The sequence below is a fragment of the Paractinoplanes tereljensis genome, from assembly GCF_016862435.1.
In the GTDB taxonomy this organism is placed as follows: Bacteria; Actinomycetota; Actinomycetes; order Mycobacteriales; family Micromonosporaceae; genus Actinoplanes; species Actinoplanes tereljensis.
The window spans coordinates 223,509-238,510 of sequence record NZ_BOMY01000046.1; the positions used below are offsets into that span (position 1 = coordinate 223,509).

Annotated in this window: 10 protein-coding genes and 1 tRNA gene; 5 read left to right on the forward strand and 6 right to left on the reverse strand. The window is 68.9% G+C overall.

Translation table 11 applies throughout. The features are described 5' to 3' along the window. Positions 1 to 54: 54 nt before the first annotated feature. Both Ate02nite_RS36555 and Ate02nite_RS36560 read right to left on the reverse strand, forming a co-directional pair. Positions 55 to 1,482: an ATP-binding protein gene (locus Ate02nite_RS36555; RefSeq protein WP_203812475.1), complete on the reverse strand. Its 1,428-nt coding sequence runs from the start codon at positions 1,480 to 1,482 to the stop codon at positions 55 to 57. Between the two features lie 105 nt (positions 1,483 to 1,587). Continuing rightward, positions 1,588 to 3,072 (reverse strand): multicopper oxidase family protein, encoded by a 1,485-nt coding sequence (locus Ate02nite_RS36560; protein WP_203812476.1) that lies wholly within the window; start codon positions 3,070 to 3,072, stop codon positions 1,588 to 1,590. A 124-nt stretch (positions 3,073 to 3,196) separates the two neighbouring features. Between Ate02nite_RS36560 and Ate02nite_RS36565 the strand changes: the two genes are divergently transcribed. Beyond that, positions 3,197 to 4,498, forward strand: a complete 1,302-nt coding sequence (locus Ate02nite_RS36565; RefSeq protein ID WP_203812477.1) for a GDSL-type esterase/lipase family protein — start codon at positions 3,197 to 3,199, stop codon at positions 4,496 to 4,498. 51 nt (positions 4,499 to 4,549) lie between these two features. Beyond that, positions 4,550 to 4,623, forward strand: a tRNA-Met gene (locus tag Ate02nite_RS36570). Positions 4,624 to 4,849: 226 nt separating this feature from the next. On the opposite strand, the gene Ate02nite_RS36575 is transcribed toward Ate02nite_RS36570, so the two are convergent. Then, a complete protein-coding gene (locus tag Ate02nite_RS36575; RefSeq protein WP_203812478.1) occupies positions 4,850 to 6,130 on the reverse strand; it encodes an AAA family ATPase in 1,281 nt (426 codons plus the stop codon). A 489-nt stretch (positions 6,131 to 6,619) separates the two neighbouring features. Here Ate02nite_RS36575 and Ate02nite_RS36580 point away from each other — a divergent pair, with 489 nt between their 5' ends. Together Ate02nite_RS36580 and Ate02nite_RS36585 are read left to right on the forward strand one after the other, a co-directional pair. Beyond that, positions 6,620 to 7,315: an SGNH/GDSL hydrolase family protein gene (locus Ate02nite_RS36580; RefSeq protein ID WP_203812479.1), complete on the forward strand. Its 696-nt coding sequence runs from the start codon at positions 6,620 to 6,622 to the stop codon at positions 7,313 to 7,315. A 38-nt stretch (positions 7,316 to 7,353) separates the two neighbouring features. Further along, positions 7,354 to 11,403 (forward strand): PAS domain S-box protein, encoded by a 4,050-nt coding sequence (locus Ate02nite_RS36585; RefSeq protein WP_203812480.1) that lies wholly within the window; start codon positions 7,354 to 7,356, stop codon positions 11,401 to 11,403. Here Ate02nite_RS36585 and Ate02nite_RS36590 read toward each other — a convergent pair. The 3 genes from Ate02nite_RS36590 to Ate02nite_RS36600 form a co-directional block, all read right to left on the reverse strand. After that, the gene (locus Ate02nite_RS36590; RefSeq protein WP_203812481.1) at positions 11,380 to 11,859 is read right to left on the reverse strand and encodes an SLATT domain-containing protein; all 480 of its coding nucleotides are present in this window, start codon (positions 11,857 to 11,859) and stop codon (positions 11,380 to 11,382) included. The two genes, Ate02nite_RS36585 and Ate02nite_RS36590, sit on opposite strands and share 24 nt — an antisense overlap. Before the next feature lie 21 nt (positions 11,860 to 11,880). Beyond that, entirely contained in the window at positions 11,881 to 13,455 is a 1,575-nt protein-coding gene (locus tag Ate02nite_RS36595; protein ID WP_203812482.1) for a signal peptidase I, read from the reverse strand. Between the two features lie 92 nt (positions 13,456 to 13,547). Continuing rightward, positions 13,548 to 13,967 carry a hypothetical protein gene (locus Ate02nite_RS36600; RefSeq protein ID WP_203812483.1) on the reverse strand — a complete coding sequence of 140 codons (420 nt, stop codon included), beginning with the start codon at positions 13,965 to 13,967 and terminating at the stop codon, positions 13,548 to 13,550. Positions 13,968 to 14,481: 514 nt separating this feature from the next. On the opposite strand from Ate02nite_RS36600, the gene Ate02nite_RS36605 reads away from it, so the two are divergent. Further along, complete coding sequence (locus Ate02nite_RS36605; protein WP_239147966.1) at positions 14,482 to 14,994, forward strand: pentapeptide repeat-containing protein; 513 nt, start codon at positions 14,482 to 14,484, stop codon at positions 14,992 to 14,994. Positions 14,995 to 15,002 lie beyond the last annotated feature (8 nt).

The window sequence follows — 15,002 nt, forward strand, 5'->3', positions numbered from 1 at the left end:
AAAGTACCTGCAGATGCGGAGAATAACCGCCCGCATTCCGACTCTGGCCTGCGCTTATGCCGCGCGGGTTTGCCAGGCTTGAAGGAGGTCGGTCGGGCCGTACGCGGCGTCGAGGCCGGAGGTCGACACGCCGCTGCGGCTGAGCGCCACCAACGGGATCGGGTCGTCGGTGATGGTCAGCCGGTGTCTCTGCAACGCCAGGAGATCGTGATTGTCGAACGCGGAGTTCTCCAGCCACTTGATGGAGCCGACGAAGAGCAGTTGCTTGGCCACGGGTCCGCGGTCCGCGCCGACGATGTCGATCTCGATGCTGTTGGAGCGCGTCCAGTAGGAGCCGACCGCCGGAGCCGAGGGCAGGACGCCGTCCGGCAGGAGCCGAGCCAGCGACTCCCGGAGGAGCGGTTCCACCGCGCGTCCGCGCCAGCTCGTCCAGCCGGTCCTGATTCGTTGCAGGGTGATGTCGCCGCGCAGGCGTTCGATCTCGGCCAGGTACGGGCCGACGAAGGTCAGCCAGAAGCGCAGGTAGGGGTCGGTGACCCGGTAGCGCCGATCCTTCGACGTTCCGGTGGAGATCGGCAATTCGCCGGCCACGATGCGCTTGTCGATGAGTACCTGGGTGGCGCGCGTCAACGTCGAGTGAGAGATGCCGCCGGCCGCTTGGGCGATGTTGGTGAACGTTCGCTCGCCGCTGCCGATCGCGTACAGGACCGTTCGCCCCAGCGCGGAGCTGGGGAATTCCGCGGCGAGGGATCGTTCGGCCGAGACGAGCAGGGGGGAGACCGGATTGGCCAGCTCCGTGGACAGGAACTGCCAGAGATCGGTGCCCGGCCGCCAGTCCGCGCAGAGCAGCGGAAGACCACCGGTCACCAGGGCGGCATCGAATGCCTCGGCGGGGGCCAGACCGAGCATGTCGCCGACCTCGGCCGGATTGAGCGGGCCGAGAACCATTTCCTTGCCGCGCTGGTGAAAGGGCCGGCCGTAGGAACCCAGCGCCTCCATCATCGACAGGTCGGACCCGATCAGCACGAGCAGCACGGGCTTACGGCTCAACTCGCGGTCCCATGCCCGCTGGAGAATTCCTTCGAAGGCATCGACGCGGTCGACCAGGTACGGCACTTCGTCGATCACGACGATGCTCGGCCGGTCGTCCGGCAGTACGCCGGCGAGTTGGCGTAGGGCGGCACTCCAGTTTCCCGGGGTGGCGTCGTCGAACACCGCCCGGTCGGGCAGGGTCGAGGATCGGACCGCTTCGGTGAACGCCTCCAGCTCGATCTCGGCGGACGCGCCGGCCGCGGTGAAGAACACGGCGGGCACGCCGGCGCGGTCGACGAACGCCTCCACCAGGCTGGACTTGCCGATCCGGCGGCGGCCCCGGATGAGGAGGCACTGCCCCGGGTGCGGATCGCCGGTGGCCGCGCCGACCTCGGGGAGCAGGGTCCCGATGGTGGCGAGCTGTCGCTCTCGGCCCTGGAACGCGACCATGGAGACCCCCGCATGCTTCCGGCAAAGATGGTATCGCTGGCGATAGTATCTTCAGAGATAGTATCGGATGCGACACCATCTTAGCCGCCGTTCCGCGACGCTGGGCTACATCACCATGAGGCCCAGCATCATGCCGTCGTCCTCGTGGATCACGTTGTGGCAGTGCAGCATGTACATGTACTCGGTGTCGCTGTAGTCGGTGAACTGCAGCTTGATGACCACGGTGGTGCTGGGCGGCAGCTCGATGGTGTCGCGCAGGCCCAGGTTGGCGCCGGTGGGTGCGGCTCCGCCGATCGAGACCACCTGGAACGGCACATCGTGCACGTGGAAGTTGTGGTAAATCGTCGTGCTGCTGTTGACAAGCGTCCACACCTCGGTGGCGCCGACCGTCGTCATGATCGCGTTGGCGTTCATGATGTCCATGGTGGTGCCCGCGACCCCGTTGATCAGGAACGTGTTGCCGCTGTTGGAGAACGTGAACTTACGCGCGGTGGCGCCGGTGGTGTCCAGGTCGGCGATGGTGTTCAGGGTGGCCGGCAGGTCGGCGGGGGTGTCCGTGCCGGTGCTGCTGATCTGGACCATCGACACCGTGTAACGGGTGCCGTTGGTGGAGCTGCGCACGGTCGCGCGCAACGTCGCGGTGGTGGTCGAGGTGAGGTCGAGGACGATCTCGGCCCGCTCGCCGGGGGTGAGGCGCAGGCTGGTCACTGACAGCGGGGCGGCCAGTAGCCCGGCGTCGCTGGCCACCTGGGTGATGGCCGAGCCGTCCGAGAGGGCCACGGTCACGATGTCGGCGAGTGAGGCGTTCAGCAGGCGGAGCCGCACCCGGTTGTAGGCGACCTCCAGGGTGGGGGTGCTGTCGGTCGCGCTCGCGCCGTTGACCAGGAACTTCAACGTCGTGCCGGAGGCGGTGAAGCCGGCGTTGGTGGTGACGAACGCGCCGCTGGTCAGCACCCCGGTGGACTGCATGATCAGCGGGATGTCGTCGGCGCCGTACTCGGTCGGCAGCGCCGCGTTCGCCGCCGACCCGTCGTCCACGATCAGCATGCCGGCCAGCCCGAGCGCCACCTGGTCGGCGGTCGTGCCGAGGCCGTGCGGGTGGTACCAGAGGGTGCAGGCCTCGCCCTGGTTGATGGTGGTGGCGGGGGACCAGGTCGCGCCGGGCTCGATGATGTTCTGCGGTCCGCCGTCGCCGGAGGGCGCGATGTGCAGTCCGTGCCAGTGCACGGTGGTGTCCTCGTCGAGGCCGTTGGTCACCTCGAACCGGACCTGCTCGCCGTCGCTGACCAGCATGGTCGGGCCGAGCGAGGTGCCGTTGTAGCCGGCCGTGCTGACGGTCTCGCCACTGACCAGGGAGGATGTGCTGCCGCTCTGGGCGGTCAGGGCGAAGACCGAGACGCCGTCCTCGACGGTGGCGACGAGTTGATCGGGGATCGGCAGGGTGCCGCCCGCCAGTGTTGCCGTGGTCGCCGTCTCCTCCGCGAAGGAGGTGCCGCTGGTGCCGAACTTGGCGAGAGCCGCGACGGAGGCGAGGCCGAAGGCGGCGGCCAGTGCCCGTCTTCGGGTGACGAGCTTCGGGGTGTCTGTCATGGCCGGAGACATTGGACACCGTCGTTGGCAGCGAGCTTTGCCGAACCTTTCAGTCAGCCATGTGACTGGAAGTTCGCTGTGAATTTCCGGGGCCGCATTCATCGGCTTGTGTAAATATGACGCTATGTATTCCGTCCGTCGCCGGTGGATCACGGGCCTGCTGGTTGCCCTGATCACCGTTCCCACTCTCAGCGCGGCCAACTCGGCCGGTGCCGCCAGCGGACCCACCGCCGCTCATGGTGCCGCCGGCGTCTGGTCCGCATCCCTCGAAGGCGTGCACGGCGTTTCGCCGGACGCCACCATCCGGCAGATCGCCCGGGTCTCGGTGCCCGGCAGCGGCATCCGGGTCCGTCTCGGCAACCCGTTCGGCTCGGCGCCCGTCGTCATCCGGGAGGCTTGGCTCGGCCGCCCGATCGCCCCCGGCGCGCCGAAGCTGGTCAACGACAGCAACAAACGGCTTACCTTCCGGGGTGCACGTAGCGTCACTATCCCGCCGGGACAGTCGGTAGTCAGCGACTCGGTGCCGGTCACCGTGCGGGCGCAGCAGGACGTCGCGGTCAGCATCTACGCGCCCGGCTCGCCGGTGAACGACCATACCTTCCCGCCGTTCGCCTACGACCCGCCGGCCTCCTACATCGGCACTGGTGGGAACACTGCTTCCGATCCGTCGGACGCGGCCTTCCCGGGCTATCCGGTGATTCCCGGCAACACCAGCAGTACGGCGGTGGGCTATCACCCCGGGCAGACCTGGTGGCTGGATCTGGTCACCGTCGACCGGCCGGAGGCGAAGGGCACGTTGGTCACCCTGGGTGACTCCATTACGGATGGTTACAACGCGTACGGGCCTCCCGGCCAGCGGTGGACCGATGTGCTCGCCGACCGGCTCAACGCGTTGCCGGCCTCGGCTCGGGTGGCCGTGGCCAACGCGGGGATCTCCGGGAACACCGTGAGCGTGCAGCCCAACCCGTACGACCCGACCGGCCAGTGCTGCGGGCCGCCGGCGCCGCAGCGGCTCGACCGGGACGTGTTCTCGGTGCCCGGCGTGCGCACGGTGCTGCTGCTCGAGGGCACGAACGACCTGGGCGGCGGCGACAACGCGCCACCGGCGTCGTCGGCGCAGGTCATCGACGCCATGCGGGGGATCGCCGACCGGGTGCACGCCCGGCACCTGCGGATCGTCGGCGCCACCGTCCTGCCGATGTGCAACGCGGCCGGCAGCACCAAGGAGAACAACCGGCTGGCGGTGAACGAGTGGATCCGCACCAGCGGCGTCTTCGACGAGGTCCTCGACTTCGACGCGGTGCTGCGCGACCCGGCCGACCCCACCGTGATGATCGCCGACCTGCGAAACGACTGCTACCACCCGAACGCCGCAGGTGACGCGGTCCTGGGCCGCTTCATCCCGCTCTCGGCGGTCGTTGGCTGACCCCCCCCGCCCAACGCGCTCCACCCCGTCCATGTATGGTTTACCTACCGACGCGGGGTGGAGCAGCTCGGTAGCTCGCTGGGCTCATAACCCAGAGGTCGCAGGTTCAAATCCTGTCCCCGCTACGAGTCCGAGGGGCCCTCTGTTCGCGGAAAGCGCGAACCGGGGGCCTCTTCGCATTTCTGCTCCGGGGGCCGAGCCCCCGGAAGCCCCGCGTTGATGTGGTTGCGCCTTCGTGCTGGTTGCGCGCCGCGTTGCTGTGGTTGCGCCTTCGTGCTGGTTGCGCGCCGCGTTGCTGTGGTTGCGCCTTCGTGCTGGTTGCGCTGGCTGGGGTTTGCTGGTGGTGGGCTGTCAATGGATGAGAAGTGAGAGCAAGGGCGCGGGTACTGCCCAGACTCGGTGGCTTGTGTCAAGAATGGTCTTGGTGGCGAGAATCCCTCGTCCGTACTTGCCTTCGATGGTGCGTGCCTCGCTACGCCAGCCGTGGTCGACCCATTTGCTTTCCAGCGGAACCGTATTGACTGAACCAGTTGCCGACGGGACCGGCACCGGCGCGAGGTCGATTTCATTGTCGGACGCGGTTCGGGCGTACCCGATGGTGTCGCCGCTGATCCAGCGCCCCTCATCCAACTGGTCGATGGCGCGGGCCAGGCTCACGCCGAGCGTGCTCTCGGTCAACTTGGTCATGTCCGGTGTGCTCAGGCCCGCGCGTAGGCGGGAGGGCAACCACGCCAGCAGCGGGTCGGTGAGGTAGAACTTGGCTTGGGCGCCAGGGACGAGTTTGTCGCCCTCGCGCCGTGAGCAGATCAGGGCGGCGTGGCTGGCGATCAGCCGCCGCAGTCTGAGATCGAAGGCCTCTCGGCTGGCGTAACCGAGATCGTTTGCGGTCGAGGTGACGTTGAGCGGGCTGGACGCGCGGTAGGAGAGGAAGTCGAGCAGCCTCGGCAGGGACTCCGGCGCTGCGTCGGGGTCGACATCGCGGCGTAGCCAGGCGGCGAGGTCGCGCATGTAGCCGATCGAGACATCACCAGTTCGGCTGTGCTCCGCCACAGCTCGGGGGAATCCACCGCAGGTGAGGTACGCCTGCCACGCCAGGTCGTAGGCGTCGACGTCGAACGCCACCTTCTCGAGGGAGTTGGCCACGTCGGGGTCCTGAAGTCGGGACGGATCGATCGGGCTGAGGCGGTGGAGTTGCGGGCGGGCTGCAGCAAGATAGTCGCGGAAGCTCATGGGCAGTAGGAGCCGCCGGCGGCGGCCGGGTCCGCTACCGGCTCGGCCAGCCATGAGGTTGCCCTCGATGTCCTCTTTTTCGGCCCATCGGCTGCCGGTTGCCACGACGGTCTCGTCGCCCATTTCGGTGCCGTCGCGGGCGGCCTTGAGTACTGCGGACCAGCCGGTGACGGCGCTGATCTCGTCCAGCAGCCAGATTCGCGGTCGCTGTCGGTCGTTGTCGACCGACCGGGTCAGTTCGCGACCCAGAGTCAGGGCTCGGCGCAAATCCCGTTCCCTCATCCCGTCGCAGGGAAAGTGAATGATCTGCCGGGGATCGACGTCAACTCTGGCGCACAGCGAGGCGGCGGTGTCGATCAGGGTTACCGACTTACCGATGCGCCGTGGCCCGGTGAGGACCACGAGCTGATCGGTGATCGGGCCGGCGGCGATGTCGTCGAGGACCTGCGGGCGAAACCCAAGATCGTGTGTGGCGCGGTCGCGCAGCAGCCGATGGTTGACGGTCCATGCGACCGGGTCGGTTCCGGCAGCCGCCGCTCGCCACCACGGGTTCGCGTCCGTCAGAGTTCACGTATCTCGTCATCGCGCACTTCTGTCATCCTGCCGGTTCAGTCACCAAAACGGGAGGGGTTTTTGGCCTAGGCACCCGCCAGAATGGTAGGGGTACAGAGGGTTGGTAGGCGACAGAAGGGGAGGGGTAGTCATTCAGCTACTCCTGGCGGCACCCGAACGGATTCGGATTCCGGTGTTACTGGTCGGTAGTGATTCTGTGACCACTTTCGATTTGTTTTTGATCATCATGGGGGGATGCGCTGGTCTGTTGGTCTTGCGGTTGGGGTTGTGCTTGTTCCGTTGGTGGTTGCTTCGCCTGCCTCCGCCGCTAGTCAGGCGGTGGACTACGTCGCGCTTGGGGACTCCTATGCGGCCGGGACCGGATCCAGCGGTAGCGCCGACTCCTGTGGGCGGCGGGACACCTCGTACCCGGCTCGGTGGGCCGCGGCCCATGACGTTGCCTCGTATCGGCTGGTGGCCTGTGCCGCGCACACCGCCGAGGACCTGGTGACCGAGCAGATCCCGGCGCTCGGTGCCGGCACCGACCTGGTGACCGTCACCGTGGGGGGCAACGACATCGGGTTCATCAACGCGGTGATCACCTGCGTGCTTCTCGGGGACGACAGCTGCCTCGCGGCGATGGCCGACGCCGCCTCGAAGATCGACACCGAGCTGGCCGGGCGGCTCGACCGGGCCTACGCCGCCATCCGGGCCGCCGCGCCGGGCGCCCGGGTGATCGTGCTCGGCTATCCCCGGCTGTTCGAGCTCGGCAGTTGCCCGGGCGGGCTCAGCCTGGCCAAGCGGGTGGCCATGAACGACGTTGCCGACCGGCTCGACGCCGCGGTCGCGGCGCGGGCGGCGGCGGCCGGACTGGTCTACGCCGACGTGCGGGACGCGTTCGACGGGCATCGGGTGTGTTCGAGTGACCCGTGGCTCAACCGGGTCAACCTGTTCGCGCTCACCTCGACCTATCATCCCAACGACACGGGGTACGCCCGGGGCTATTTGGCGGAGCTTGCGAAGATCACCGGCTGACTGCTCACGAATGCGGCGCTCCCGCCGATCGGATGGGTATGAGTGTCGGCTTTCTCCAGCGGGAGAGCCTGCTGGCGGAAGCTTTCGTGCGCAGCCCGCTCGCGAAGGTGGTGATCACCCTCGAGACCGGCGCTCTCGGTGTGGTGGTCGAGGCGAACGCCGCCTTCGGCCGGCTGGTCGGACGGGAACGCCACGAGGTGATCGGTACCTCGTGGGCGACGCTGTGCGCCGATGAGAGCCCGCTGCCCGGAGCCGACGAGGATCTGATCGTCTGCACGCTGCTGCGCGCGGACGGAACCCCGGTGCCGGTCTCTTGCGGTCTGGTCACGGTCAAAGACGATGCGGGTACGGCGTACGCGTTCGCCGAAGTGACCGAGAGCCGGGACGCCGATCGGGAGGCCGAGCAACTGCGCATCACCATCGGGGTGCAGCGGGAGATCACCGCGGTGGCCCGGGACCGGGATGCCGTGCTGCGCCTGATCGCCGACCGGACCCTGCAGGTGGTGCCGTCCGGGGACACCTGCGTGGTGCAGGAGCTCGACGCCGACGCGGGAGTGCTGCGATCGGTTGCCGGCTCCGGCCGGCTCGGCGACGTGGATCTGCCGCCGAGGCCGATGGACGCGTCGCTGTCCGGCATCGCGATCACCACCGGCCGCACGGTGCGCTGCGACGACACCGAGACTGATCCGCGCGCCGATCCGGGATTGGGCCGGGCGATGGACATTCGGTCAGTGGTCCTGACGCCGCTGTTCGACGTCGACGGGGCACCGTTGGGTGTCCTGTTGGTCGCCAGCCGGCAGACGAGCGCGTTCGACGACAGCGACGAGCGGTTGCTCACCCTGCTCGGTCACGCGGTCAGCGGCGCTCTGCATCATGCGGCCGTCGCCGCCGACAACTTCGCACTGCTGGACCAGACCCAGGCCGCGGTGCGTGCGCTCGCGACCGAGCAGGAGGCCACCCTCGCCGCCGTCGAGCAGCTGGTGCAGAGCGAGCGGCGGTTCGCGTCGGTGTTCGAGCACGGCCCGATCGCCAAGATCGTGGTCGGTCTCCGGGGCGAGGACCGCGGCCGGATCATGCACGCCAACCCGGCGTTCCACGACATCTTCGGCCGTCCCACGACCGGTCCCGGCCGGATGCGGATGGCCGATCTGGTCATCGACGAGCGCGCCGGCGTGCTCGAGGAGCGCCTGGCCGACCTGGCCGAGGGCCGGGACCGGGGTGGGCAGAGCGAGGTCGAACTCCGGCGGGCCGACGGCCGGCCGGTGACCGTGTCCGCGCACACCTCGGTGATCGACGACGAGGGCCGGCCGCAGGTCGCGGTAATTCAGTTCCTCGACGTCACCGCCGCCCGGGAGGCGCAGGCCGCGCTGACCCGCAGCGAGGAGCAGTTCCGTACGGCGTTCGACGGCAGCCCGATCGGCATGTTCATCGCCGACGAACACGGCCGGATCCGGCAGGCCAGCCCGGCCGCCGTCGCCCTGACCGGCCGGACTGCCGACGAGATGGTCGAACTGTCGGCGGCCGAGCCCATTCCCGAAGAGAGCTGGCCGCCCGCCGGGGTGGCCGTCGAGCGGAACATCGAGCGGCCGGACGGCACCGGGGTGTGGACCCGATCGACCGTGTCGCTGATCCCGGGGCCGGACCAGAGCTCCTGGCGACTGATCCAGGTGCAGGACATCTCCGCCGAGCGGGCCGCCGCCGACCTCGCCCACCGCCGGTTGGAGCGACTGCGGGCCACCCTGGACCTGCAGCGCGCGGTCACCGCGGTCGCCGCCGACCGGGACGCCACGGTACGGGTGATCGCGGACCGGGCGCTCGAGGTGTTCGAGGCCGCCGACGCCGCCGGTGTCGTACTCGTCGAGGGGGCCCAGCTGCGCTGCGTCGCCGCGTCCGGCTCGCTGGCCGCCGTCACCGGCGGGGTGATCCCGGCGACCGGCTCGTTCACCGCGCTGGCGCTGGCCAACGGCGGCACCGCGGCCTGCCCGGACACCAGCACCGACGACCGGGTGGACGGCGAGGCGTGCGCCCGGCTCGGTATCCACGCCGCGATCACCGCGGCCCTGCACGCCGACAACCGGGTGATCGGCTCGCTGACCGTCACCTCCAACCGGGCGCACGGCTTCGACGACACCGACGAGCAGCACCTCGCACTGCTGGCCGACAGCCTCAGCGCCGCACTGCGGCATGCCGACGACGCCGCCCGGAACGCCGCGCTGCTCGCCGAGCGGACCGAGGCGCTCGCCGCCCTGCAGCTCAGCGAGACCCGGTTCCGGCTGACCTTCGACAACTCGCCGCTGGGGGTGGCCCTGGTCAGCCTCGACCCGGACAGCCGCGGCCGCTACCTGGCGGTGAACCCGGCGATGAGCGAGATCACCGGCTACCGCGCGGACGAGCTCACCGCGATGACCTACCGGGACCTCTTCGCCGACGAGGTCGGCGAGAACCCCGACGTCCCGGCCCGGGTCGAATGCCGGTACCGGCACCGGGACGGCCACGACGTCTGGGTCGCGCTCTCCAGCGCGGTCGTGCGCGACGACGCGGGCCGCGATCTGTACGTGGTCAACCAGGTGGAGGACATCAGCCGGCGCCGGGAAGCCGAGATCGAGCTGCGCCGGCAGGCCCGGCTGCTCGAACTGATCCCGGCCGCGGTCATCGTCCGCGACCTCGACGGCATCATCCGGTGGTGGAACGCCGGCGCCACCGAGCTGTACGGCTGGCCGGCGTCGGAGGCGGCTGGGCAGAGCACCCACCGGTTGCTCGACACCGTCTTCCCGACCGGCACCGGCGTCGACGAACTACGCCAGCGGCTGCTGACCGACGGCCACTGGAGCGGTCAGCTCGAACACCGGACCGCGGCCGGCGGCACGGTCACCGTGGCCAGCCAGTGGGTGCTGCACCAGCCGGACGGCCGGTCGGACGCCCAGGTCCTCGAGATCAACGCCGACGTCACCGCAGCCCGGGCCGCCGAGCGGGCCCTGGCCGAGAGCGAGCAGCGGTTCCGAGCCCAGTTCACCAACGCCGCCATCGGGCAGGTCATCTGCGAGATCGACGGCACCATGCTCGCGGTCAATCCGGCGTACAGCCGGCTGGTCGGGCGCCCGGCCGCCGATCTGATCGGGCACACCGACCGGGGCATGGTGCATCCCGACGACACCGTCGGGCGTGCGGACCGCATCGCCGAACTGCTGACCGGCCAGGCCGACTTCTACACCGTGGAGGGCCGGCTGCAGCACGCCACCGGACGCTGGATCGACGTCGAGGCGACCATCTCGCTCGTCCGCGACCCGGGCGGCAAGCCGGAGTACATCATCGCCGTGATCACCGACATCTCCGACCGGCGGACCGCCGAGCGCGCCCACGACCGGGCCGCCGAGGAACTGGCCGAACGCAACGACGAGCTGGAGGCGGCCGAACAGCTCCGGTTCGACATCGTCGGGATGCTCGGCCACGAGATCGGCAATCCGCTGTCCTCGATCCGCGGTTACGCCGAGGTGCTGGTGGACGACTGGGAGATCCTCGGGGACGAGCGGCGGGTCCGCGCCATCGACGCGATCTCCCGCCAGGCCGACCGGCTCGACCAGATCGTCCGGGCGGTGCTCGCCATGGTCACCATCGACACCGGCGACCTGAACCCGGACCGGCACGAACTGTCCCTGCACGACGAGATCCGCCGGGCGTTCGCGGCCACCGGCGACGACCGGCTGACCGTGGCCGGCGCCGACGCCCAGGTGCTGGCCAACTCCGGCCACCTGCAGCAGATCCTGGTCAATCTGCTGACCAACGCCGCCAAGTACGCCGGCGGGGTGACCGCGGTCCGGGTCACCGCCGACGGCGGCCAGATCGAGGTGCACATCGTCGATGACGGTCCCGGCGTACCGGAGGAATTTCGGGGCCGGCTCTTCGAACGCTTGACCCGCGCCGCGCGCGACGCCACCGCGGTCCGGGGCACCGGGCTCGGCCTCTACATCGTCCGCGGCCTGGCCCAGGCCAACCACGGCGACATCCGCTACGAACCCGGCCCGGCCGGCGGCTCGATCTTCGTCCTCAGCCTGGAGGCAGCCGGCTCAGCCCGCGGTCTCGGCCTGTAGTTTCTCCCGCCGCCGGCGCCCCCAGGTGCGCGTCTCGGCCAGCACCAGCGAGTCGATCGCGGCGACCAACTCCTGCTGCCGCTGCGGGGTGCGCTCGGCGACCGGGAGCAGCCGGTACTGGCTGATCTCGGCGTTCGCCTTGGCCCGCGCCTCGGAGGCGGCCAGCCAGTCGTCGTGCCAGGACACGATGCGGCGCAGCCCGGCCAGGAAGGCCACGGTGGCGGCCACGATCGCGGTGATCCAGGGCGGCGCGTCGAGGGCCGCGAGCACGGTGGCCGCACCGGCCAGGAGAAGCGCGCCCGACTCCGAGAAAACATAACGGCGATGCGTACGGCGCATCTGCGCCAAGTACCACTCGGCCTGCACCATGGAGTGCACGAGAGCACGATCGGCGAGATCCTCCTCGGCCAGCCGTTCGTCGATCTCGATCAGTTGCTGTCGCTGCGTGCGCTTCACCGGCCCAGTCTGCCGGGAAGGTCAAGAGGCCTGAGTGGGCGCCTCATGCCGATGCGGGCCGGAGGTGGTCCGGTTGATGAAGTCCACGTTCTGCAGCGTCGACTCACCCTCCAACGGCACCCGGTACCGGTAGGTGATCCCCTCATCCCGCACGATGAAGTCGTCGGCGTCCGGCCGCCGCCAGGTGAGAATCATCTGCCCGTACTTCTCGGACAGCCGGACCAGCGCCGGGAAGTTGTCGACGTTGACCACGGGCTTCCCGGGTGGACTGGCCATCGGCTCGACCTGCACGAGCAGGTTGGGGTAGCGGCGCTCGATCTCGGCGCGGGTACGCAACGGCAGCCGGCGGAGGGCGGCGAACAGGATCACGGCGGCGATCGCAACCGCACCGATCAGCAAGAGAACTGCATCGGAACGAGCCTGCGATGCCGTCATCAGGGAATGGCCGAAGATCGTTATCTCGCGCTGCGTCACGACCTCGGCGCCAGCCGTTTTCGCGGCCTCGGTCGTGTATTTGGTGTCTGTGGCGGCCGCCATCCGGAACGTATCCACGCCGATCTGCAGGGGAGCGGCCAGGTCCGAGAGGCCGGCCGACGTCACCGCCGCGTTGAGGTCGACGAGCACCTGACTCTTCCGGCCCGCGCCGGCGGCCTCCGACGCAGCGTCGGATCGGGCGACCAGGTCGGCGAAGTCGAGCGGGACGGTCGCGTCGAAGGTGTCTCCGGTGAACGTCGTTTTCTTGACCAGGGTCAGGGTCGTATGCCAGCCGATGTCGTTGCTCAACGTCGCGGTGAGGGTGAATGCGCCGGCCGGGCCCTTGTAACGGGCGGTCAGGTTGGCGCGGTTGGCGAGCTTTCGGAAGATCGGGTCAGGCGACCGGACCGTCGTGCCGTCGTAGGCGGCCGACTTCGGCACCGTCGCCGTGTAGGAGTAGGTGATGGACTGGGCCGGCGCCGCCTTGGTGGCCTGTGTCACGGACAGTGGCTTCATCCAGCCCAGAATTCCTAGCGTCAAGGCGAGCACCAGTAGCACCGCGGAAATCGCGGCCGCGACGCGCAGCGCGGGCGACAGGCGTTCGATCGCCTTCAGGACCGCCGCAGCGGTCGCCCAGGAGCCTGACTGACCCCCCGACATGGCCCTCACCTTTTTCTTCCGGCGCCCGCGTGGTATGTCCCGCCGTGTTCGTGCCGTCGCGGATGCACCGCTGATGACGAGAAAGCTGAGCATCCCGATACCACTCGGGCCCAGCAGTGGTTTCAGCCAGATACCGCCGTGCGGAACGTGCAGGACGGCGCGGCCGATCATCTCGTCGGTCGTGGGGTTCAACAAGTCGATCGACTCGTTGTTGTCCCCCTTCGTCACAAATCCCGTGGAGCCGTTCCCGCCGATGATTCGATGCAGGACCCGCTGCCCGGGACTTTTCCCATGGTAGGCAACGATCTGGCCGACATGATACGAATCGGCCTTCATGACGAAGACCAGGTCACCCTGGTAATAGACGGGGTTCATGCTGACGCCCTGCGTCACCACGTAGCCGATCCGTTCCGTCATGATGGCCCAAGCACCGATGGCCGCCATCCCAAGGATGGCGGCCACGATGTACTTGCGCAGAGATTGCTGGATCGGATTCCCCCGGATTGGCGATGCTGTAGAAAGCCTCGCATCACCGAGGTGCCGAATGGAGCAAGTTAGGCGACGGTGAGGCCGACGTTGGTGATCCCGGTGTAGTAGCCGCCCGCGGCACCGGCGCCGCCGGTCAGGGCCGGCGTGCAGGTGATGGTGGCGGTGGCGCCGGCGGCGACGGTGACGACCGGGGCGCTGGCGTGGTAGTAAGGCGAGGTCTCGGTGAAGTTACCCGTGCACCGCCACTGGACCGCAGAGCCGCCCAGGCTACCGCCGGTCGGCGTGATCGTCAGCGTCCGCCCGGCCGCGCCGGCGATGACGACCGCGATTGAGGTGGTCTGAGTGCCGGTCGCGTCGGACTGCAGCGTAATAGAGTTGACCGTAGCGCCGTTGATCACCTGGCTGACCGCACCGCCGATGAACTGGTTGTCACCGCTGACGCCGGGAGTGGAGCCACCGGCGAACACCACACCGGAGCCGGTCATAGCGGTCGCGCCTGCGGCGACGACACCTGCAGCGACAACTCCACCGGCGATCTGAAGCATGCCAAGAGAACGCATAGGATCATTTCCCCCTGTTTCGTAGCCATCCGGATTGTCGCCCTCGCGGCTTTTGTGCGGCGGTCTTCCGTGCTCACCGCTTGACACCTGATGAATCGGTCGCGGGTCCCGGATCTGTGAGGGTTGGCGCGATTTTTCTGGCACTTTCCTGGGGAAATTTCGGGGGAAGCGGCTCACGCGTTGCCTCGGCAGTGCTAGTGCACCTCCGGTCCCAAGACGCCCACCGGGGACGCCGTCTGGGAGACTGGGTCAGGTGGGCGAACGAGTGCTTGAAGCGGACTGCGCACGATGCGCCGGGCTCTGCTGTATCGTCCCGGCGTTTGCTAAATCGTCAGACTTTGCGATCACTAAAGAGGCCGGGAAAGCCTGCCCGAATCTGGGTGCGGATTTTCGGTGCGGGATCCACGAGCGGCTCGATCAGCAGGGCTTTCACGGGTGCGTGGTGTTCGACTGCTTCGGGGCGGGGCAGCGGATCACGCAGGAGAACCCGGGCGCCGACCTGTCCACGATGCGGCAGCTGCACGAGCTGATGTGGCTGCTCACCGAGGCGCTCAAGATTGACTCTGCGCAGGCCGTACACCCGAAGTTGCGGGCGGCTCTCGCCGAGATCGACCACCTGGCGGGCGGAACGCCCGCGTCGAAGGACGCGGAGGAGCAGCGGCGGAAGGTCAATCCGCTGCTGCAGAAGGCCAGTCATCTGGCCCGGGCCGGCACGGCCCGCACCGACCACCGCGGCGCCAACCTGATCGGCCGGAAGATGCGTGGGGCCGACCTGCGCGGGGCGAGTTTCCGCGGGGCGCTGCTGATCGGGGCCGACCTGCGCGAGGCCGATCTGCGCCGGGCCGATTTCACCGGGGCCGACCTGCGCGGGACCGACCTGCGCGGGGCGAACCTGGCCGATGCCCTGTTTCTCACAAGGTCACAACTGCGCGCGGCGGTCACTTCTCCCTAAGATGTGCG